Annotated in this window: 19 protein-coding genes and 1 tRNA gene; 8 read left to right on the forward strand and 12 right to left on the reverse strand. The window is 68.2% G+C overall.

Annotated elements, in window-relative coordinates; translation table 11 throughout:
• Together FV234_RS26905 and FV234_RS03695 are read left to right on the forward strand one after the other, a co-directional pair.
• On the forward strand, positions 1 to 680 hold a 680-nt coding region (locus tag FV234_RS26905), incomplete at its 5' end, for a cold shock domain-containing protein (RefSeq protein ID WP_147828134.1).
• Positions 681 to 802: 122 nt separating this feature from the next.
• Positions 803 to 1,045, forward strand: a complete 243-nt coding sequence (locus tag FV234_RS03695) for a hypothetical protein (RefSeq protein ID WP_147828135.1) — start codon at positions 803 to 805, stop codon at positions 1,043 to 1,045.
• A gap of 25 nt (positions 1,046 to 1,070) precedes the next feature.
• Here the strand turns inward: FV234_RS03695 and FV234_RS03700 are convergent, their stop codons facing one another.
• The 6 genes from FV234_RS03700 to FV234_RS03725 all read right to left on the reverse strand — a co-directional run bounded on the left by FV234_RS03700 (position 1,071) and on the right by FV234_RS03725 (position 6,850).
• The gene (locus FV234_RS03700) at positions 1,071 to 2,036 is read right to left on the reverse strand and encodes an ABC transporter substrate-binding protein (RefSeq protein ID WP_147828136.1); all 966 of its coding nucleotides are present in this window, start codon (positions 2,034 to 2,036) and stop codon (positions 1,071 to 1,073) included.
• Positions 2,037 to 2,112: 76 nt separating this feature from the next.
• The gene (locus FV234_RS03705) at positions 2,113 to 2,994 is read right to left on the reverse strand and encodes an ABC transporter permease (protein WP_147814577.1); all 882 of its coding nucleotides are present in this window, start codon (positions 2,992 to 2,994) and stop codon (positions 2,113 to 2,115) included.
• Entirely contained in the window at positions 2,994 to 3,791 is a 798-nt protein-coding gene (locus tag FV234_RS03710) for an ABC transporter ATP-binding protein (RefSeq protein WP_147828137.1), read from the reverse strand. The genes FV234_RS03705 and FV234_RS03710 overlap by 1 nt, the downstream gene beginning before the upstream one ends.
• Before the next feature lie 181 nt (positions 3,792 to 3,972).
• Positions 3,973 to 4,048, reverse strand: a tRNA-Lys gene (locus tag FV234_RS03715).
• Between the two features lie 141 nt (positions 4,049 to 4,189).
• A complete protein-coding gene (locus FV234_RS03720) occupies positions 4,190 to 5,752 on the reverse strand; it encodes a 2-isopropylmalate synthase (RefSeq protein WP_147761494.1) in 1,563 nt (520 codons plus the stop codon).
• A 396-nt stretch (positions 5,753 to 6,148) separates the two neighbouring features.
• Positions 6,149 to 6,850, reverse strand: coding sequence for a response regulator transcription factor CtrA (locus FV234_RS03725; RefSeq protein ID WP_147727979.1), 702 nt, complete (start codon positions 6,848 to 6,850; stop codon positions 6,149 to 6,151).
• A gap of 427 nt (positions 6,851 to 7,277) precedes the next feature.
• On the opposite strand from FV234_RS03725, the gene fliI reads away from it, so the two are divergent.
• The 5 genes from fliI (at position 7,278) to FV234_RS03750 (ending at position 11,394) form a co-directional block, all read left to right on the forward strand.
• Positions 7,278 to 8,633: a flagellar protein export ATPase FliI gene (gene fliI / locus FV234_RS03730; protein WP_147828138.1), complete on the forward strand. Its 1,356-nt coding sequence runs from the start codon at positions 7,278 to 7,280 to the stop codon at positions 8,631 to 8,633.
• Positions 8,634 to 8,716: 83 nt separating this feature from the next.
• Positions 8,717 to 9,124, forward strand: coding sequence for a flagellar export protein FliJ (gene fliJ / locus FV234_RS03735; RefSeq protein ID WP_147753614.1), 408 nt, complete (start codon positions 8,717 to 8,719; stop codon positions 9,122 to 9,124).
• Positions 9,125 to 9,247: 123 nt separating this feature from the next.
• Positions 9,248 to 10,300, forward strand: a complete 1,053-nt coding sequence (locus tag FV234_RS03740; RefSeq protein WP_147828139.1) for a lysylphosphatidylglycerol synthase domain-containing protein — start codon at positions 9,248 to 9,250, stop codon at positions 10,298 to 10,300.
• Positions 10,301 to 10,312: 12 nt separating this feature from the next.
• On the forward strand, positions 10,313 to 10,876 hold the full coding sequence (locus FV234_RS03745; protein ID WP_147828140.1) for a hypothetical protein: 564 nt from the start codon (positions 10,313 to 10,315) through the stop codon (positions 10,874 to 10,876).
• Positions 10,840 to 11,394 carry a hypothetical protein gene (locus FV234_RS03750; RefSeq protein ID WP_246686107.1) on the forward strand — a complete coding sequence of 185 codons (555 nt, stop codon included), beginning with the start codon at positions 10,840 to 10,842 and terminating at the stop codon, positions 11,392 to 11,394. Before FV234_RS03745 ends, FV234_RS03750 begins: the two co-directional genes overlap by 37 nt.
• Here FV234_RS03750 and flhA read toward each other — a convergent pair.
• Entirely contained in the window at positions 11,306 to 13,453 is a 2,148-nt protein-coding gene (flhA, locus tag FV234_RS03755) for a flagellar biosynthesis protein FlhA (protein WP_147761498.1), read from the reverse strand. The genes FV234_RS03750 and flhA overlap by 89 nt on opposite strands.
• A 200-nt stretch (positions 13,454 to 13,653) precedes the next feature.
• Here flhA and FV234_RS03760 point away from each other — a divergent pair, with 200 nt between their 5' ends.
• Positions 13,654 to 14,394: a hypothetical protein gene (locus FV234_RS03760; protein WP_246686108.1), complete on the forward strand. Its 741-nt coding sequence runs from the start codon at positions 13,654 to 13,656 to the stop codon at positions 14,392 to 14,394.
• A 13-nt stretch (positions 14,395 to 14,407) separates the two neighbouring features.
• On the opposite strand, the gene FV234_RS03765 is transcribed toward FV234_RS03760, so the two are convergent.
• From FV234_RS03765 to FV234_RS03785, 5 genes are all read right to left on the reverse strand, one after another.
• Complete coding sequence (locus FV234_RS03765; protein WP_147828141.1) at positions 14,408 to 15,649, reverse strand: capsule biosynthesis protein; 1,242 nt, start codon at positions 15,647 to 15,649, stop codon at positions 14,408 to 14,410.
• An 88-nt stretch (positions 15,650 to 15,737) separates the two neighbouring features.
• A complete protein-coding gene (locus FV234_RS03770; RefSeq protein WP_147828142.1) occupies positions 15,738 to 16,391 on the reverse strand; it encodes an ABC transporter ATP-binding protein in 654 nt (217 codons plus the stop codon).
• A 94-nt stretch (positions 16,392 to 16,485) separates the two neighbouring features.
• The gene (locus FV234_RS03775) at positions 16,486 to 17,301 is read right to left on the reverse strand and encodes an ABC transporter ATP-binding protein (protein ID WP_147828143.1); all 816 of its coding nucleotides are present in this window, start codon (positions 17,299 to 17,301) and stop codon (positions 16,486 to 16,488) included.
• A 7-nt stretch (positions 17,302 to 17,308) separates the two neighbouring features.
• Positions 17,309 to 18,118 carry an ABC transporter permease gene (locus tag FV234_RS03780; RefSeq protein WP_147828144.1) on the reverse strand — a complete coding sequence of 270 codons (810 nt, stop codon included), beginning with the start codon at positions 18,116 to 18,118 and terminating at the stop codon, positions 17,309 to 17,311.
• On the reverse strand, positions 18,118 to 19,113 hold the full coding sequence (locus FV234_RS03785) for an ABC transporter substrate-binding protein (protein ID WP_147828145.1): 996 nt from the start codon (positions 19,111 to 19,113) through the stop codon (positions 18,118 to 18,120). The genes FV234_RS03780 and FV234_RS03785 overlap by 1 nt, the downstream gene beginning before the upstream one ends.
• Positions 19,114 to 19,217: the final 104 nt, after the last annotated feature.

The raw sequence follows: 19,217 nt of genomic DNA on the forward strand, positions 1-19,217 counted from the left end.
GATACGGTGGTGGCGGCGGCGGCTTCGGCGGCGGCGCTCCCCGGGCTGCGGCCGCCCCCACGGGCCCGGAGCGCGACGCCACGGTGAAGTGGTTCAACAAGGAGAAGGGCTTCGGCTTCGTCGAACTCGGCGACGGCTCGGGCGACGCCTTCCTCCACATCCGCGCCGTCGAGGCGGCCGGCCATGACGACCTGCAGCCGGGCACCCGGCTCACCGTCCAGACTGCGCAGGGCCAGAAGGGTCCGCAGGTGACCAACGTGACGAGCGTCGACACCTCGACGGCCGAGGCGGCTCCGCCCCGGCGCGAGATGCGCGATGCGCGTCCCCCGCGGGCGGGCGGCTTCGGCGCCCCCGGCGGCGGCTACGGTGCCGGCGGCGGTGGTTACGGCGGCGCCGGTGGCGGCTACGGCGGAGCGGGTGGTGGCTACGGCGCCGGTGGCGGTGGTGGCCGCGTTGCCTCCGGTCCCTCGACCGAGATGCAGGGCACCGTGAAGTGGTACGACCCGGCTAAGGGCTTCGGCTTCGTGTCGGTGAACGACGGCGGCAAGGACGTGTTCGTCCATCGCTCCGCCCTGTCGCGCGCCGGCCTCGAGTCGCTGGCCGAGGGTCAGACCGTGACGCTCGCAGTGGTCGACGGCCAGAAGGGCCGCGAGGCCCAGAGCATCAACGTCGACGATTGATCGTCGGCGAATCGGACGAACGCGGCGATCTCGCTTCCGCCGCGTTCCCGGTGAGATTGCAGACGGCGGTCCCTTCCAGGGCCGCCGTTTCGCGTTTCGGATCGACAACCGGGCAAGCTCGCATGCGTCGCACCCTTTCGCTCGTCCTGGTTCTCGGGCTCGCGACATCCGCGCAGGCCGAGGATTTCACCGGCGCCTATGCCGGCGTGAACCTCGGCTACGGTTTCGAGCGCGGGCGGGATGCGAAGACGCCGGGTGCTGTCCCGGGAGCGCGTGCGGGGACGCCCAGCGCCAACGACCTCCCGCCGAGCGCGTCGCTGGCCGCGAAGTCGCTCCGCGCATCGCGCCCGGCCGCCGCGCGCTGAGAGATGTCGGCGCGCACCACGGGGATTACTGCCCCGCCATCGCCTTGATGATGAAGTCGCGCCGCACGAAGCTCGCGTAGTCCGGCTGGGCCGCGAGGTTGCCGAGGGCGATCTGGGTGTCGAGGGCGATCTTCAGGGCATCCGGCGTGATGTCGACGCTCTCGGGATAGACCTTGTCGCCCATCATGCGCTTCACCGCGGCCTCGACGACGGTCGGGTCGAGGTTCGGGAACTCCTTCTTCGCGACCGCGACCGCCTTGGCCGGCTCGGATTGCATCAACCGGATCGCCGCCTGCATGCCGTTGACGAAGGCCTGCGCCACCACGGGATCCACGTCCTTGCGCGCGCTCACCGCCGAGAAGGCGTAGGGTCCGTACTTCTCGGGGAAGCCGAGGACGACCTTCATGCCCTTCGCCGCGACCTGGTCGAGGCCGGGCTCGTACAAAACGGCGACTTTGGCCTGGCCGGCCAGGAACGGGCCGGGCTCGGTGCCGAGCTGCACCTGCGTCAGCGTCACGTCGTCCTTCGACAACCCGTTCTCCTTGAGGAGCTTCAGGAACAGCGAGGTGCTGGTCGTCGGCATCAATCCGGTGACGATGGTCTGGCCCTTGAGGTCCTTCACGTCCTTGAACGCGAAATCCGGCGTCGTCGCGATCCAGACGGCCGCACCGTTGACGACGTTGGCGACGACGCCGACGGGGGCGCCCTTCGAGGCCGCCACCGCGGTCCATTCCGGACCGTGGATCGAGAACTGTGCGCTCTTCGAGATCACCGCCGAGAGCGCGACGCTCGGGGCGCCGGCGGTCTCCTTGGTGACCTCGATGCCGGCCTTCTCGAACAACCCCTCGTCGAGGGCCACGTAGAGCGGCAGGTAGAGCATCGATTGGAAGGCTTGGCTCACCGTCGCCTTCAACGCCGCCGCCGAGGCCGGCGCGGCTCCCAGCAGCCAAGCCGCGGCGACGGTCGCGAGGAGGGGACGGCGCTGGATCATCGGGGCCACTCGTTCTGCAAAGGAAAGGGCAGGGAAGGGGGAAAGGGCAGTCGCGCGCGACGCGGCGGCCTGGAGCTCAGACCTGAACGCTGCCGGCGGTGTCCACCTGCCGCCACGGCAGGATGCGGCGTTCGGCGAAATCGATGACGTGGTAGAGCAGGAAGCCGACGAACATCAGCACGAACAGCCCGACCCAGACGGCGTTGAGGTCGTAGAGCGACGAGGCGTTGTAGATCAGGTGGCCGAGCCCCGCCTGGGACGAGATGAACTCGCCGACGACGGCGCCGACGAGGGCGAAGCCGATGTTGATCCGGAACATCCCGATGATCGCCGGCAGCGTCGAGGGCACGATCACCGAGCGGAAGATCCGGTTCTTCGAGGCCCCCATCGAAGCTAGCAGCGCCTGCAGGTCGGGGTCCGCGTCCCGGGCGGCCTGATACGCCGCGATCAGCGCCACCAGGGCGGTGAGCGAAACCGCGAGCGCGACCTTCGAGATGAAGCCGGTGCCGAACCAGAGGATCACGATCGGCGCCAGCGCGATCTTCGGCACCGAGTTGATCGCCACGATGAACGGCTCGACGATCCGCGCGACCAGCACCGAATACCAGAGCCCGAGGCCCGCTGCGGAGCCGAGGACGGTTCCGATGACGAAGCCGAGGATGGCCTCCACCACCGTGAGCCAGGTGTCGTGGACGAGGCTGCCGTCCAGCACGCTCTTCACGAACACCCGCCAGATGCCCGAGGGGGCGCCGACCAGGAATTCAGTGAGCCATCCGGCGTCCACCGCGATCTCCCAGCTCGCAAAGAAAACCGCCACGGCCAGAATCTGGATCAGGCCGCGTCCGAGGGTGGTGTCGACCGCGCGCGCCAGGGCACCCGGTCTGCGGCGGGTCGCGGCCGGTGTCGCCGGGCTCTGCGCCGTCGGCGCCTGGTCTTGCGAAAGGCTTTGGATCGCCATCAGGCCGCCCTCGCTCGGGTCTGGATGTCGAGTTCGCCGCACAGGGTGTTGAAGTATTCCGAGAAGCGCGGATCGCTGCGGGCGCCGATCGGCGACCGATCGTTGAGCGCGATATCGTGCACCGCCTTCACCCGGGTCGGCCGGTTGCCGAGCACCACCACGCGCTTGGAGAGGGCCACGGCCTCGTCGATGTCGTGGGTCACGAGCACGACGGTCTTGTGAAACGTCCCGACGGCGTCGAGCAGCACGGCTTCGAGGTAGAGCCGGGTCTGGTAGTCCAGGGCCGAGAACGGTTCGTCGAGGAGCAGGATGTCCGGGTCCATGATCAGCGTCCGGATCAGCGCCGCCCGCTGCCGCATGCCGCCGGACAGAGTCTTCGGGTAGGCGTTCTCGAAGCCGGAGAGCCCGAAGCGGGCGAGGTAGTCCCGCGCCGTCTCGGTCGCGGCCCGGGCGTCGACGCCCTTCATCTCCAGGCCGAGCATGACGTTCTGCAGAACGGTGCGCCAGGGGAACAGCAGGTCCTTCTGCATCATGTAGCCGACGCGCCCCGAGAGCCCGGGCACGATCTCGCCACGGAAGCGCATCGTGCCCTCGTCGGGTTCGAGCAGGCCGGCGATGACGTTGAAGACCGTGGTCTTGCCGCAGCCGGACGGCCCGATGATGCTGACGAAGTCGCGCTCGTAGATGTCGAAGTTCAGTCCGTCGAGCACCGGCACCGCGCCGCCCCGAGATGGGAACGCCTTCCGGATGCCCCGCAGGGCGAGCTGCACGTCCCGGCCGTTCGCAAGCGCATCCATCGACGACTCCCCCGCTGGGGCGGAGCCGAGCAAGGCCTGGGCCAATCGGAATGCAAAATGCAGATTCGAGGCTGTTCGGGTGGCTTCACATCGACGCTCGCACCCGGAGCAAACCCCGAAACGAAGAAGGGCAAGACGCGTCGCCGCGTCTTGCCCTAGATCGTGTAAGATCGGAATTCTTTGGTGGGCGCACTAGGGTTCGAACCTAGGACCCGCTGATTAAGAGTCAGCTGCTCTACCAACTGAGCTATGCGCCCGATCGCCTGAGCGATCCGCCGCGGTCCACCAAGTCCCGCTGCGATGCGGGCTGATACCAACCGGGCCGGGGGCTGTCCACCCCGCGAGTGAGGTTTTCGCCCGCGGGCGGGGATTTTCCCCCGGCTCAGTCGGTTTTCGGACTACTCCGCCGCCGCGTGCTGCGCATGGATGCGCACGGCGGAGGCTGCCAGCTTGTTCAAGGCCGAGAGGTAGGCCTTGGCCGATGCGACCAGCGTGTCCGGGTCGGCGCCGCGCGCGGTGATCGAGCGCTCGCCCGCCTTCAGGCGGACCGAGACCTCGGCTTGCGCGTCGGTGCCGGCGGTGACCGCGTGGACCTGGTACAGCTCGAGCTGCGCCTCGTGCGGCACGAGCGCCTGAATCGCGTTGAACACCGCGTCCACCGGCCCGTTGCCGTCGGCCTCCTCGGTGAGCGTCTTGCCGTCCAGGGCGACCTTCATCGTCGCCCGCTGCGGCCCGCGGGTGCCGGCGATGACCGAGAGCGACACCAGGCGGATGCGGTCGTGCGCGGTGGCGAGGTTTTCGTCGACCAGCGCCTCGATGTCCTCGTCGTAGACGTGCTTCTTGCGGTCGGCCAAGGCCTTGAACCGCTCGAACACGTCCTGCAGCTGGTTGTCGGACAACTTCAGGCCGAGCTCGTCGAGCTTGGAGCGGAACGCGGCCCGACCGGAATGCTTGCCCATCACCAGGTTGGTCTTGGTGACGCCGACGGAGGCCGGCGTCATGATCTCGTAGGTCTCGGCGTGCTTGAGCATGCCGTCCTGGTGGATGCCGCTCTCGTGCGCGAAGGCGTTGCGGCCGACGATCGCCTTGTTGAACTGCACCGGGAAGTTGGTGGCGTGGCTCACGAGCTTCGAGGCGCGCGTCAGCATCGTCGACTCGATGCCGGTCTCGTAGGGCAGTACGTCGGAGCGGGTGCGGATCGCCATGACGACCTCCTCGAGCGCCGCGTTGCCCGCGCGCTCGCCGATGCCGTTGATCGTGCACTCCACCTGGCGCGCGCCGCCCTCGATGCCGGCCAGGGTGTTGGCGATCGCGAGGCCGAGGTCGTTGTGGCAATGGACCGAGAAGATCGCCTTGTCGGCATTCGGCACGCGCTCGCGCACCGCCTCGAACATCGCCCGGTACTCGCCCGGCGTGGCGTAGCCGACCGTGTCGGGCAGGTTGATCGTCGTCGCGCCGGCCTTGATCGCCGCCTCGACGCAGCGGCACAGATAGTCGATCGGGGTGCGGGTCGCGTCCATCGCCGACCACTCGACGTCGGAGACGAGGTCGCGCGCCTGCGCCACCGTCTTGAGGATGATCTCGACGACCTCGTCCTCGGTCTTGCGCATCTGGTGCGCGAGATGGATCGGCGAGGTCGAGACGAAGGTATGGATACGCCCCTGGCGCGCGTGCCGAACCGCTTCGCCGGCCCGCGCGATGTCGGCGGGGATGGCGCGGGCGAGCCCGGCGATGGTGGCTCGCTGGGCGCGCCGTGCGATCTCGGACACGGCCTCGAAGTCGCCGTTGGAGGCGATCGGGAAGCCGGCCTCGATCACGTCGACGCCCATCGCATCGAGCAACTCGGCCACCGCGAGCTTCTCGTCCAGCGTCATGGTCGCGCCCGGGCATTGCTCGCCGTCGCGCAACGTCGTGTCGAAGATCACGACTCGGTCTTTTTTCGTCTCGGAAGTGCTGGTCATCTCGTGTCAACCCTGTCGCGGCACCCTCCGCAATGCGGACCGGGCTGCCTTCGAAGCCTGAAGATCCGGCCGTGCGATCCCCTGAAGGCCCAGGCGTGCGCCCGGACGGCCCTCAGGGGCGGGTAAGCAGAAGCGTGCGGAGGGCGCGCGTCGGCGACGCCGCGGACGCGGCCTCGATGGCGACGGGTGCTGAGCCGGCGCTGGCCAAGGCTCGTCTCTCCTCGGCGCCGACCTCGGGACCGCACGGAGATGTGCGGGGCCGGCGACGCAGGATTCGTGGATATCCCTCCGCGGCGGCGAAGACAAGCGCGGCCATGGGACGGGCTCTCGCAAAGAAAAAGGCACCCGCGGAGCGATCCGCGGGTGCCTCGGATGGAATGGCCGCAGGAGGACGAGTCAGACGGCGATGCGCTCTTCGGCGTCCATCGGCTCGCGGAGCACGTAGCCGCGGCCCCAGACCGTCTCGATGTAGTTCTTGCCCTGGCTTGCATTGGCGAGCTTCTTCCGCAGCTTGCAGATGAACACGTCGATGATCTTCAGCTCGGGCTCGTCCATGCCGCCGTAGAGATGATTGAGGAACATCTCCTTGGTGAGCGTCGTGCCTTTCCGGAGCGAGAGGAGTTCCAGCATCTGGTACTCCTTGCCGGTGAGGTGGACGCGGGAGCCGGCGACCTCGACGGTCTTCTGGTCGAGGTTCACGATCAGGTCGGCGGTGGTGATCACCGACTGGGCGTGGCCCTTCGAGCGGCGGACGATGGCGTGGATGCGGGCCACGAGCTCGTCCTTGTGGAACGGCTTGGTGAGATAGTCGTCGGCGCCGAAGCCGAGGCCCTTAACCTTGTCTTCGATGCCGGCCATGCCCGACAGAATCAGGATCGGCGTCTTGACCTTGGCGACCCGAAGGTTGCGCAGTACCTCGTAGCCCGACATGTCGGGCAGGTTCAGGTCGAGCAGGATGATGTCGTAATCGTAGAGCTTGCCGAGATCGATCCCTTCCTCACCGAGATCGGTGGTGTAGGTGTTGAAGTTCTCGGACTTGAGCATCAACTCGATGCTCTGCGCCGTGGCGCCGTCGTCCTCGATCAGAAGTACCCGCATCGTCGATCCCCAGCCCGGCCGGCCGTATCAGCGTTCGGACACGTCGCCGCCATTCGTCCGCCACCGGCCTGTGGACGGACGCCCCATCGTCATTGACGTGAAACGCTATTCGTTAATCGTTAACAAAACCTGATTCTCCGTGGCAAGCGATCGTTTGCATCTGCCTCGGCCTTTTTTCGTCCGGTCTCGGCTGTCCGTCCCGACCGCCCCGACCGCCCCGACCGCGCGCGGCCGATGCCGTACTTTCAACGCCTGCCAAGTCCTTCACATGTCACGGGCCGCGCGCGTTCGTGGCCGTCGAGCCACATCCGCGACGCATGTCCGGGCCGGATCGAGGGACCCGAACCGGCCGTGCGATCGGCCCCGCTACAAGCCCGATGACCGCAGTGTTAAGGAGGGAGGTAAACGAACCGTTAGGGCATCACGGATGACGCAGGACCAGGGCGGGACCGCGGCTGGGACGCTCTCCGGCATCCGAGCCGGGCTGGAGCGGGTCGAGCCGCTCGAGACCTACGGCCGCGTCGTCGCGATTCGCGGGCTCCTCGTCGAGGTCGCAGGGCCGGTCGCCGCGATGCGGCTCGGTGGGCGGCTGGACGTGGAGGGCGCCGGCAGCGCCGGCTTGATCCCGTGCGAGATCATCGGCTTCCAGGGCGACCGGGCGCTTGCCATGCCGTTCGGCTCGCTGGAGGGCGTGCGCCGCGGCTGCCCGGCCTTCGTGCGCGACGAGGCCGCGGGCGCGATCCGTCCGTCGCCGGCGTGGCTCGGCCGCGTGGTCGATGCGCTCGGCCGACCGGTCGACGGTCTCGGCCCGCTCGCCAACGGACCTGAGATCTATCCGCTGCGCGCCGACCCACCGCCGGCCCACGCCCGCCGCCGGGTGGGAAAACCGCTCGACCTCGGCGTCCGCTGCCTCAACACCTTCCTGACGATGTGCGCCGGCCAGCGCATGGGCATCTTCGCCGGCTCGGGCGTCGGCAAGTCGGTGCTGCTGTCGATGCTCGCCCGCTACACCGCCGCTGACGTCGCGGTGATCGGCCTCGTCGGCGAGCGCGGTCGCGAGGTGCAGGAGTTCCTGCAGGACGACCTCGGCGCCGCAGGCCTCGCCCGCTCCGTCGTGGTGGTCGCGACCTCGGACGAGCCGGCCCTGATGCGCCGCAACGCGGCCTACGTGACCCTCTCGGTCGCCGAACACTTCCGAGACCAGGGCGCCAAGGTCCTGTGCATGATCGATTCGATCACGCGCTTCGCCATGGCCCAGCGCGACATCGGGCTCGCCGCGGGCGAGCCGCCGACGGCCAAGGGCTACACCCCGACGGTGTTTTCCGAGCTTCCGCGGCTGCTCGAGCGGGCAGGCCCGGGGGTGGGGGAGGGGACGATCTCGGCCCTGTTCACCGTGCTGGTGGAGGGCGACGACCACAACGAGCCGGTGGCCGACGCGGTGCGCGGCATCCTCGACGGGCACATCGTGATGGAGCGGTCCATCGCCGAGCGCGGACGCTACCCGGCGGTGAACGTGCTGCGCTCGGTCTCGCGCACCATGCCGCGCTCGTGCGATCCGGCGTTCCTGCCGGTGGTGCGGCGGGCGCGCAAGCTGCTCGCCACCTACGCCGACATGGAGGAACTGATCCGCCTCGGCGCCTACCGCGCCGGCGCCTCGCCCGAGGTCGACGAGGCGGTCGCGCTCATGCCGCGATTGGAGGCTTTTCTGGGGCAGGGTAAGGAAGAAGCAACCTCCATCGGCGATGGTTACGCACGGCTCGCGGAGATCGTGGGCGGGTCCTGAGGCGGACGGTGCGGCGGGTCCTGGCCGCGTCGCACGTTCGGTACTGCCGGGATCTCGTGCGTTGTGTGGAGTGAGCGTATCCCATGAAATCGCGTGACACGCTGATCCGGCTACGCCGCTTCCAGGTCGACGAGAAGCGTCGCCGCGTGACCCAGATCGAGATGATGATGGCCGACTTCCAGCGCATGGCGATGGAGCTCGACCGCGAGGTGGTCCACGAGGAAGCCCGCGCCGGCATCACCGACACCGGTCACTTCGCCTACCCGACCTACGCCCGCGCCGCCGCCGTCCGCCGGGACAACATGCGCCAGTCGGCGATCGCGCTCGAGAGCCAGCTGGCCGAGGCCAAGGCCGAGCTCGGCGAGGCGTTCGAGGACCTGAAGAAGGTCGAGATCCTTGACGACCGCGAGCGCTCGGCCGAGCGCGCCGCCGAGGCTGTCCGCGAGCAGGCGGCGATGGACGGCATCGGCCTATCGCGCGCCCGCGCCTAAGGCCGGGCAGCACGAAACCGTCATGATCCGATGACACTAGACCGTGCAGGCGCGCCCCGCCGGGCGTGCTTGCGGTGCGTCGCGTCCTGACGCATCAGGGGTTTCCCCGAGGTGCCGGTGTCCATGAAGAAGATCAGCGATTTCATCTGGCCGATCGTCGGCCTCGCCGCGGTCGCCATCTCGGGATACCTGCTCTTCCGTGAGCTGCGCGGCATCTCGATGTCCGAGATCCAGGGCAGCCTCGCCGCCATCCCGCTGCACCGCTTCCTCCTGGCCGCGCTCTCCACCCTCGTCGCCTACGCCGCGCTCGCCTGGTACGACCGGATCGCGCTGTTGCACCTCGGCGTCACTCACATTTCGACGTTCTTCGTCTCGGTCTGCTCGTTCACCACCTACGCGCTGTCGCACAACATCGGCGCCTCGGTCTTCTCCGGCGCGGTGGTGCGTTACCGCGCCTACACCGCCAAGGGCCTGTCGGCGGCACAGGTCGCGGTGCTGGTCGCCCTGTGCTCCTTCACCTTCGGCCTCGGCACGATCCTGCTCGGCGGATTCGTGCTGGTGGCGCTACCCGACACCCTGACGCGGCTGCAGGGCTACCTTCCGGCGATCCTCACCAATCCGAGCACAGCCCGGACGCTCGGCGCGGTGCTGCTCGGCGCCGTGGCACTCTACGTCGCCGGCTCGCTGCTCAAGCTCAAGCCGCTGACGATCCGGTCGTTCAAGCTCGAATATCCGCGCCCCCGCATCATGATCCGGCAGATCATCGCCGCCCCGCTGGAGCTGCTCGGCGCGGCCGGGATCATCTATTTCGCGTTGCCCGAGGCGCATAACCCGGGCTTCCTGGTGGTGCTGGCGGTGTTCCTCGCCTCGTTCTCGGCGGCCCTCGTCTCGAACGCCCCCGGTGGCCTCGGCGTGTTCGAGCTGGTCTTCGTCGTAGCGATGCCCGACATCGCCAGGCCGGCGATCATCGCAGCGCTGCTCGTGTTCCGGATGTTCTATTTCTGGCTGCCGTTCCTGATCTCGGTCGTCGTCGTGCTGCTCTACGAGCGAAACCGACTGGCCGGCGCGCTTCGCGGGACCGGGACGCAGACGGCTCGCGCCCCGAACCCGCCGCTCGTCGCCCCGGGCCTCGATCCGGCGAAGATCGAGCGAGACCTGAAACGCACGACGGTGTGAGAGGAGGGGCCCATGGCGCAACCGCTCGACCACGGACGCTTGCGCCAGGCCCTTGAGGCGCTTGGATCGGACCTTGCCGCGCGCGGCGTCTTCATCGAGTTGGCCATCTACGGTGGCGGCGCGCTGATCCTTCAGTTCGAATGGCGCCGATCGACCTGGGACGTGGACGCGGTGGTGCGGGAAGGCTTCGACGAGGCGGTGCTCGCACCTTCCGTCGCCCGGGTCGCCAGGGAGATGGACCTCGATTCCGATTGGCTCAACAACGCGGTCGGCATGTTCACGCCCCTCGACGAACCGGAGTCCTTGTTCGAAGTGTCGGGTGCGTATCCGTCCGAGGGCCCCCCGGGGCTGAGGACGCTCCTGGCACGCCCGCACTATCTCCTCGCCATGAAGCTCCGAGCCTTGAGCAGTCTCGATCGGGGCACGCGCGATATGGACGACGCCCGCGCGCTGGCCGCCCATCTCGGGATCGTCGACCTCGAAGGCTTGGTCACCCTCTACGCGTCGATCTACGACGAAGCCCCGGCGATCGACGCGCGATGGCGCTTCCCGGCCATCCTGGATGCGTCCCCGTGAGACCCGCCACGCTTCACGAGGTCGCCGTCCGCATCCGCGAGGATGGCGACTGGGATCACCACAGCCGTGAGTTCCTCGACGCGTTCTACGCGCTCGACGGCAGGATCGAGCGGCAGACGGCGATGATCGCCGACGATCCCGGCCTCGTCGGCGTTCCGCGCGCGGACGCCTATCTCGGGGCGATGGGCGAACATCTCGCCCGCCGTTGGGGATTGCCGATCCCCGCATGGGTGCGGGACGACGCGCGCTATCTCACGACGGCGTGGTTCCTGCCGGACGAGCCGAACCTGCGCGATTACCTTCTCTGCGCGAGCCCGGTAGCCTTCCGCGTGCGCTTGATCTTCACAGGTCCGGACCCGCTGCAACGCGCACGCTTCCCCTATCACCGCGGCGTTCGCACCCTGCCGTTCGACTATCCGCCGCCCGACCTCACACCGAGCCGACGTTGCGCAGCCGCGCCCGCGCATGGATCTCCGCCTGGCTCATCACCGGGGTCTCGCGGCGGAAACGCTCGATGATCGAGCGCACGAACGGCCGGGCTTGAACCGAGGTGACGAGGACCGGCATCTCGCCCATCCGCGCCGCGGTCTCGAACCGGTCGCGCACCGTCTGCACGAACTCGGTGAGCTTCGAGGGCTGCATCGCGAGGTAGCGCTCGTCGCGCTCGCCCACGATCGAATCCAGGAAGGCCTGCTCCCAGGCCGGCGACAGGGTGATGATCGGCAGCATGCCGTCCGGCCCCTGGTACTGGGCGCAGATCTGGCGCCCGAGGCGCGCGCGGACGTGCTCGACGATGTCGCGCGGGTTCTTTACCGATCCGGCCACCTCCGCGATGCCCTCGACGATGGCGCCGAGGTCGCGGATCGAGACCCGCTCGGCCAGCAGGAACTGCAGCACCCGCTGGATGCCAGTGGTGTTGATCTGCGAAGGCACGACCTCCTTAACGAGCTCGGCGTGCTCCTTGGACAGCTCGCGCAGCAGCTTCGAGACCTCGACGTGGTTGAGCAGCTCCGAGACGTGCGCCTTGATGATCTCGGTGAGGTGCGTCGAGACCACGGTGGCGGCGTCGACGACGGTATAGCCCTTGAGCTGCGCCTGGTCGCGCAGGGACGCGTCGATCCAGGTCGCGGGCAGGCCGAAGGTCGGCTCCAGCATATGCTGGCCGGGCAGCTGGACCTGGCCGCCCATCGGGTCCATCGCCATGAACTGGCCGGGGAAGATCTGGCCGGTCCCGGCCTCGATCTCCTTGACGCGCACAACGTAGGCGTTGGCGTCGAGCTGGACGTTGTCGAGGATGCGGACCGACGGCATGACGAAGCCGAGGTCGGCCGCCAGCTGGCGGCGCAGCGCCTTGATCTGGTCGGTCAGGCGGTCCTGGCCCTCGCCGCTGACGAGGGCGAGCAGCGCATAGCCCATCTCGAGCTTGAGGTCGTCGAGCTTCAGCAGGTCGGTGACCGTCTCCTCCTTGGCCGCGGCCGCCGCCGCGACGGCGGCGGGGTCCATCGGCACCCCGGCCTCGTCGAGAGGCGGCGCCTCGCGGGCGGTCTTGGCGAAGCGCCAGGCGGCGTAGCCGGAGGCGCCGGCGAGCGCGAGGAACGGCAGCATCGGCATGCCGGGCATCAGCGCGATCAGCACCATGACGCCCGAGGACATGCCGAGCGCCTTCGGGTAGTTGGCGAGCTGCTTGCCGAGCGCCTTGTCGGCCGAGCCCTTCACGCCCGCCTTCGAGACCAGAATGCCGGCGGCGGTCGAGACGATCAGCGCCGGCACCTGCGAGGCGAGGCCGTCGCCGATGGTGAGAAGGGTGTAGCTCTTGGCCGCCGCGCCGATCGCCATGTCCTGCTGCGCGACGCCGATGATGATGCCGCCGACCACGTTGATGAAGGTGATCAGCAGCGCCGCGATCGCGTCGCCGCGCACGAACTTCGAGGCGCCGTCCATGGCGCCGAAGAAGGACGATTCCTCTTCCAATGCCGAACGCCGCGCCTTGGCGACCTTCTCGTCGATCAGGCCGGCCGAAAGGTCGGCGTCGATCGCCATCTGCTTGCCGGGCATCGCGTCGAGGGTGAAGCGCGCCGCGACCTCGGCGATGCGGCCCGAGCCCTTCGTGATGACAACGAAGTTCACGATGATCAGGATCGCGAACACGATGATCCCGATGACGAAGTTGCCCCCCATCACGAAGTTGCCGAATGCTTCGATGACGTGGCCGGCCGCCGCCGTACCCTCGTGGCCGTGGCCGAGGATCAGCCGGGTCGAGGCGAGGTTCAGCGCCAGCCGCAGCATGGTCGCCATCAGCAGCAGCGTCGGGAAGACGGTGAATTCCAGCGGGTTGTCGATGAACAGGCCCGTCATCATGATTAGCACCGACATGATGATCGACACGGCGAGCAGCAGGTCGAGCAGCACCGACGGCAGCGGGAAGATCAGCACCGCGAGGATGCCCATCACCGCGGTCGCGAAGAACAGGTCGGTGCGCTTGGAGAGCGCGTCGAAGCTGGCGCGGTTCGGCATCGAGAAGCCGCCGAGCGCCGACATCCCTCCGGTCCGCTCCGGCGCGATCGCCGTCTCGCTCATGTCCCTGACCCCCGCCCGCGACGGGCGGACCCGGCAAGATTTGCCGGGTGGATGGTTAGCGTCCTGTTAACGCGACGTCCCGACGACGCCATCGGCCAAGCTGGAACCCGGCTCCGCTCCGGCGGCTTGAACGGGCTCGGGATCGGGCCCGCCGCACGAGCAGGCGCGCGATCCGACGTTCAACGACCGGAGGAACCACCATGGCGATGCGAGCCATCACCGCCCTGTTCGACGATTACGACGCGGCGGCCCGCGCGGTCGACAAGCTCGAAGCCGAGGGCATCCCGCACGGCGACATCAGCATCGTGGCCAACAACGCCGAGGACCGGCATGCCGGCCGCCTCACAACCACCGGCGATCCGACCCGCTCGTCGGACCCCGCCGACGCGGGCGTCGGCGGCGCCGGCACCGGTGCGACGCTTGGCACGGTGCTCGGCGGCGGCGCCGGCCTCCTGGCCGGCCTCGGCATGCTCGCGATCCCCGGGATCGGTCCGGTGGTGGCGGCCGGCTGGCTCGCCGCGACCGCGGCGGGCGCCGGCGTCGGCGCCGCGGCCGGCGGCCTGCTCGGCGCTCTGACGGGCGCCGGCCTCAGCGAGCATGAGGCCGAGACCTATGCCGAAGGCGTGCGCCGCGGCGGCACCCTCGTCACCGCCCGCGTCGAGGACGGCCAGGCCGACCGCATCCTGGCGATCCTCGATCGGCACGGCTCGATCGATCTCAATGAGCGGGCGCAGGGCTGGCGGGCACAGGGCTGGACCGGCGGCATGACAGGCGCCGAGGTCGGAGCCGGCGAGGTCGGGTCGACGGCGATCGGGGCCGCAGCTTCGACCACCACCGGTCTCGACACCGAAAGCGGCCATACCCTGCTGCCAGTGGACGAGCCCCGCACCGCCGGCACCCCGCCGGCGCCGAGCCAGACCTTCGGTTCGGATCGCCGTTGAGCGAAGCCCGCGATCAGGTCATCTGCTTGCGGGCGAACAAGGCGGCGGCGAAGAACACCGCCGCGCCGGCCGCGACGAGACTGCTCATCAGCAACCGTCGCGGCTGGGTCGAGGACTCCGCCAGGACCGGCTCGACGATCGGGCTGAAGAACTCGATCTGCCGGGCGGCGATGATCCGTGCGCGCTCGTTGGCGGCGATCACCTTGGCGTAGTATTTTTCCGTATCCTTACGCTCGTTGTCGAGCGCCTCGAACCGTGTCAGCGCGTCGGACAAAAGGCGCTTCTGCTCCGGATCCTGGCTCGCCGACTGGCGTTCGATCCGGTTGATGTTATCGTCGAGGTCCTTGATCTGGGCCTTCATGTCGAGGATGCGGCGCGATTCCGGAGCGAGGTCGCGCAGCGACATCGTCAACTGCACCGAAAGGTTGATGCGCGCGGCCCTAAGCTCTGCGATCACCTTCAGGTTCGTTTCGTTGGCCTTCTGCGCATCGAGCACGCCGTCACGGTTGCGCAGGTCGCGCACCGCGAGGCGGATCTTCGCCAGGCGCTCCTCCGCCAAGCGCATCTCGCGATTGCTCTCGGCGACCGCATCGTTGCGCGCGCGCATGGTGAGCTCGTTCACCATGCGCTCGGCTTCCGTCATCACCGCCTTCGTGATCGCCAGCGACTCGGCAGGATCGAAGGCCGACACCGTCAGCGACATGATGCCGGAGCTGCCCTCAAGGTCGATGGCGACGCGCTCGCGCCAGTACTTCAAAAACTTCTCGATCGGCTTCTCGGGATCGAAGCGCGAGAGGAAGTCGATTTGGTCGCGGCTGAACCATTCGCGGATCGGCAGCTTGGCCTGGATCACCTCCAGCATCGGACGGCTGAGGACGTACTGGTGGGTGATCAGCACGTCCTGAGCCAGCAATTCCTTGGGGACGCCGGCATTGGTCCCGACCGCGTCCGGTGTGGCTTTCTCAGCGCCGCCGAGGGCGGGGCGCAGTGCGAACCGGGCCTCGGTGACGAAACGGTCGGAGGCGATGAGGCCGTAGTAGATGCCGCCCGCGACGGTCGGCAGGACGAAGCACAGGACGAACAGGATCGGTAGCCACGGATCGCTCTTCACGTGGCTCTGGTAGGAGCGAATGCCCTTCTTACGGTCGGCGAAGCGGGACAGTCGCGCGATCTGGCTCAGCGACTCGGCCACCGCCTTGGACCGGTCTGCGGTCGTCAGCGGCTTGCCCTGAGGGTTGCGGATCTCGACGTTCATGGACCTGCTGATTCCGTTGTCCGGGCGGACATGACGATCATCCTCGGCGCATCGCGCGGCGAAACGATGTCTGCCCCGTGCGGCGACCTCACGCGTTCAGGCGCCGGTAGACCTCGATCGCGTCGTTGACGTCCTCGTAGATGATGGCGCGACCATTGATCAGCACGATACCCTGCGAGCACCATTCGCGGATCGTCTCCATCGAGTGGGACACCATGATGACGTCGGCGGTCTGGCGTCGTTCGGCGAAGACTTCGGAGCAGCGCCGCTGGAAGCGCGCGTCGCCCACCGCCGTAACCTCGTCGATCAGGTAGCAGTCGAACGGGATCGCCATGCTCATCCCGAAGGCGAGGCGCTGGCTCATGCCCGACGAGTAGGTCCGGATCGGAACGTCGAGGTAGCTGCCGAGCTCGGAGAAGTCCTCGACGTAGTCGAGCACGCGCTTCGGGTCCTCGCCGTAGACGCGCGCCACGAAGATCACGTTGTCCCGGCCGGTCATCATCGGGTGGAAGCCGCCGCCGAACCCGAGGGGCCAGGAAACCCGCAGAGCCCGCTTGATCTTGCCGCTCGTCGGCTCCTCGGTGCCGCCGATCATGCGCATCGTCGTCGACTTGCCGGCGCCGTTGATCCCGAGGATGCCGTAGCTGATGCCGGGCTTCAGCGTCAGCGACACCCGCTCCAGGATCGTGCGGCGATGGCCGTCGGTCTTGTAGATCTTGGTGACGTTCTCGAAGCGGATCACCGCAGGCCGATCTCCTCGACGCGCCTGGGTTGGCAGGCTGCCGAAGGCTGTTGCCCGCCGAAAGCGGCGAATCTGAGGATAGGCCCCGCCCGGCTCAGTCCACGGCCGGCGCGTGCAGCTCGGCGTTGGTGAAGCGCTGCTGCTCCTCCATCACCAGCGCGCCGAGCTCGCGCTTGATCGCGTTGAAGTCCTGGCTCGCCGGGTCGCGCGGCCGCGGCATCGGCACGGTGACGTCGCGTTTGATCCGGCCCGGGCGGTAGGTCATCACCAAGATGCGGTCGGCGAGGTAGATCGCCTCCTCGATCGAGTGCGTCACGAACACGATCGTCTTGCGGTACTCCGACCAAATGCGAAGGAGCTCGTCCTGAAGGGTCCGCCGGGTCAGCGCGTCCAGCGCCCCGAACGGCTCGTCCATCAGCATGACCGGCGGGTCCAGCGCCAGGATGCGGGCGATGGCCACGCGCTGGCGCATGCCGCCGGACAGGTCCTTCGGATAGCGCTTGCGGAAGTCGGAAAGCCCGAGCGTCGCGACGATGCGATCGACGGCGATCGTGGCCTCGGGCTTGGGCACGCCCTTGATGTCGAGGCCGAAGCGGACGTTGTCCTCGACCGTCATCCACGGGAACAGCGCGTATTCCTGGAAGACCATGCCGCGGTCCGGCCCAGGCTGCGTCACCACCTTGCCGCCCATGGTGATCCGCCCGTCGGTGAGCGGGGTGAAGCCGGCGATGGCGTTGAGCAGGGTGGACTTGCCGCAGCCGGAGGGGCCGAGCAGGCACAGGAACTGCCCCTCCGGCACCGTGGTCGAAATGTCCTGGAGTGCCGCGACCGCGGCGGTCCCGGTGCCGAACACCTTCACGGCGTTCGCGACGACGATCTCTGCGGACTTGGGTTGCCGGTCGGCGGACATGGGTGGCCTATCGCTCGAGGCCGCGATGCCAGCGCAGCAGGTGGTCGTTGAGACGGCTCATCGCGCCGTCGATGATTAAGCCGAGGATGCCGATCGTCAGCATGCCGCCGATGATCTTGTCCGACCACATGTACTCGCGCGCCTCGAGGATGCGGTAGCCGAGGCCGTCAGAGACCGCGATCATCTCGGCGACGATCACGACGATGAACGCGGTGCCGATGCCAATTCGCATCCCGGCGAGCACGTAGGGGCTCGCGGCCGGCAGGATCACCCGGCGGAACATCGTCCAAGAGTTGGCGCCGAGGTTCCGCGCAGCGCGGATGTAGATCGAGTCGACCTGCCGCACGCCGGCGATGGTGTTGACCAGCACCGGGAAGAAGGTGCCAAGCGCGATCAGGAATAGGGCCGGCGGGTTGCCGAGGCCGAACCAGACGATGGCGAGCGGTATGTAGGCGATCGGCGGGATCGGGCGCAGCACCTGTAGCAGCGGGTTGAACAGCCCATAGAGCCTGTCGCTCGTGCCGAGCATCAGACCGGTCGGCACTGCTAGCCCCGCACCGATGACGAAGCCCGCCAGGACCCGCGTCAGGCTCGACGCCGCGTCGTGCGGCATCTCGCCGGAGAAGATCCAGGCGAGATAGCTCTCCTGGCCCGGCTCATAGGGGAGGGCGGGCAGCAGGCCCGCATACCACTTCACCGCCACCGCGCTCGGCGGCGGCAGCACGATCGGCGAGAACACGCCGACCCGGCTCAGGATCTCCCAGAGCACGAGCAGGCCGACCGGGACGAGGGCGCCCCGCAGCGAGGAAAGCCGCATCACGGGGTCTTCGATTCGGCCTTGATGCCAAGATCCGCCTTGGCCTTGTCGAGCAGGTCCGTCTTCACCCACTCGGCATCGCTCTTGGGCGGGGTCGTCATCTTACCGAGGCCGTACTTCATCATGTAATCGGCGGTGGTCTGCATGTGCCCGGCCGGCACGTCGTAGGTGTAGCTCGCGTTCGCCATGCCGTCGCGGAAGTCCTGGCTCGAAAGCTGGCCCTTGAACACGGACTCGCGCACGTACTTCTCGGCCAGCGCCGGGTCGTCGATGAAGGCCTTGGTCGCGGCCACGAAAAGCTTTAGCACCCGGCCGGCGATCTCCGGCTTCTCGTTGTACATCTTCTCGGTCATCACCAGCGGACGCACGGGGATGCCGATCGGGGTGTCGTAGGGCTTCACCACCTCGACGCCCCATCCGGCGCTGATCGCCTGGGTCGATTGCGGCTCCGACTGGCAGATCACGTCGACGTATTTCTGCGCCAGCGCCTGGTTCAGGTCGGCGTAGTTGTTGAAGTAGATCAGCTGCACGTCCTTGCCGGCGCGCTCGCCCCAGGTCATGCCGTGCTTGTCGAGCTCGGCGAGCAGCATCAGGTCCTGCGTGCCGCCGCGGACGGTGGCGACCTTGAGGCCTTTCACATCTTTTAGCGTTTTCACCGCGTCGAGATCGGGCCGCTTCAGGATGCGAACGCCGCCGTTGGCGAAACCCGCCACCACGTAGAGCTTCACGCCGTTGCCGCGCGCCGCCACCGCGCCGTCGGCGCCCGAGGCCGAGATGTCGATCTGGTCCACCGCCATGGCGGGGTAGATGTCGGCGCCCTTGGCGAACTGCTTCTCGTCGATCTTCAGGCCGAACTTCGGGGCGATCTCCTTCATGTAGGAGATCGCCCCGTAGTGGGCGAACTTCAGGTTCCCGAGGCGGACGACGTCGTCGGCCCGCGCGGTGCCGGCGGCGAGAAGCAGGATCGCGGCGGCGGCCGAGGCGCGCTTGAACATCGATGTCCTCCGGGTCGCAGGTCGTTCCGCCTGCCGTTCGCCCGGCCATGTACGCCGGGCGCTGCATTGACTAGGCGAGGCGCCGACTGAAAGTAAAGCGCAGG

Origin of the sequence: Methylobacterium sp. WL8, from assembly GCF_008040045.1 — a bacterium.
Classification (GTDB): domain Bacteria; phylum Pseudomonadota; class Alphaproteobacteria; order Rhizobiales; family Beijerinckiaceae; genus Methylobacterium; species Methylobacterium cerastii.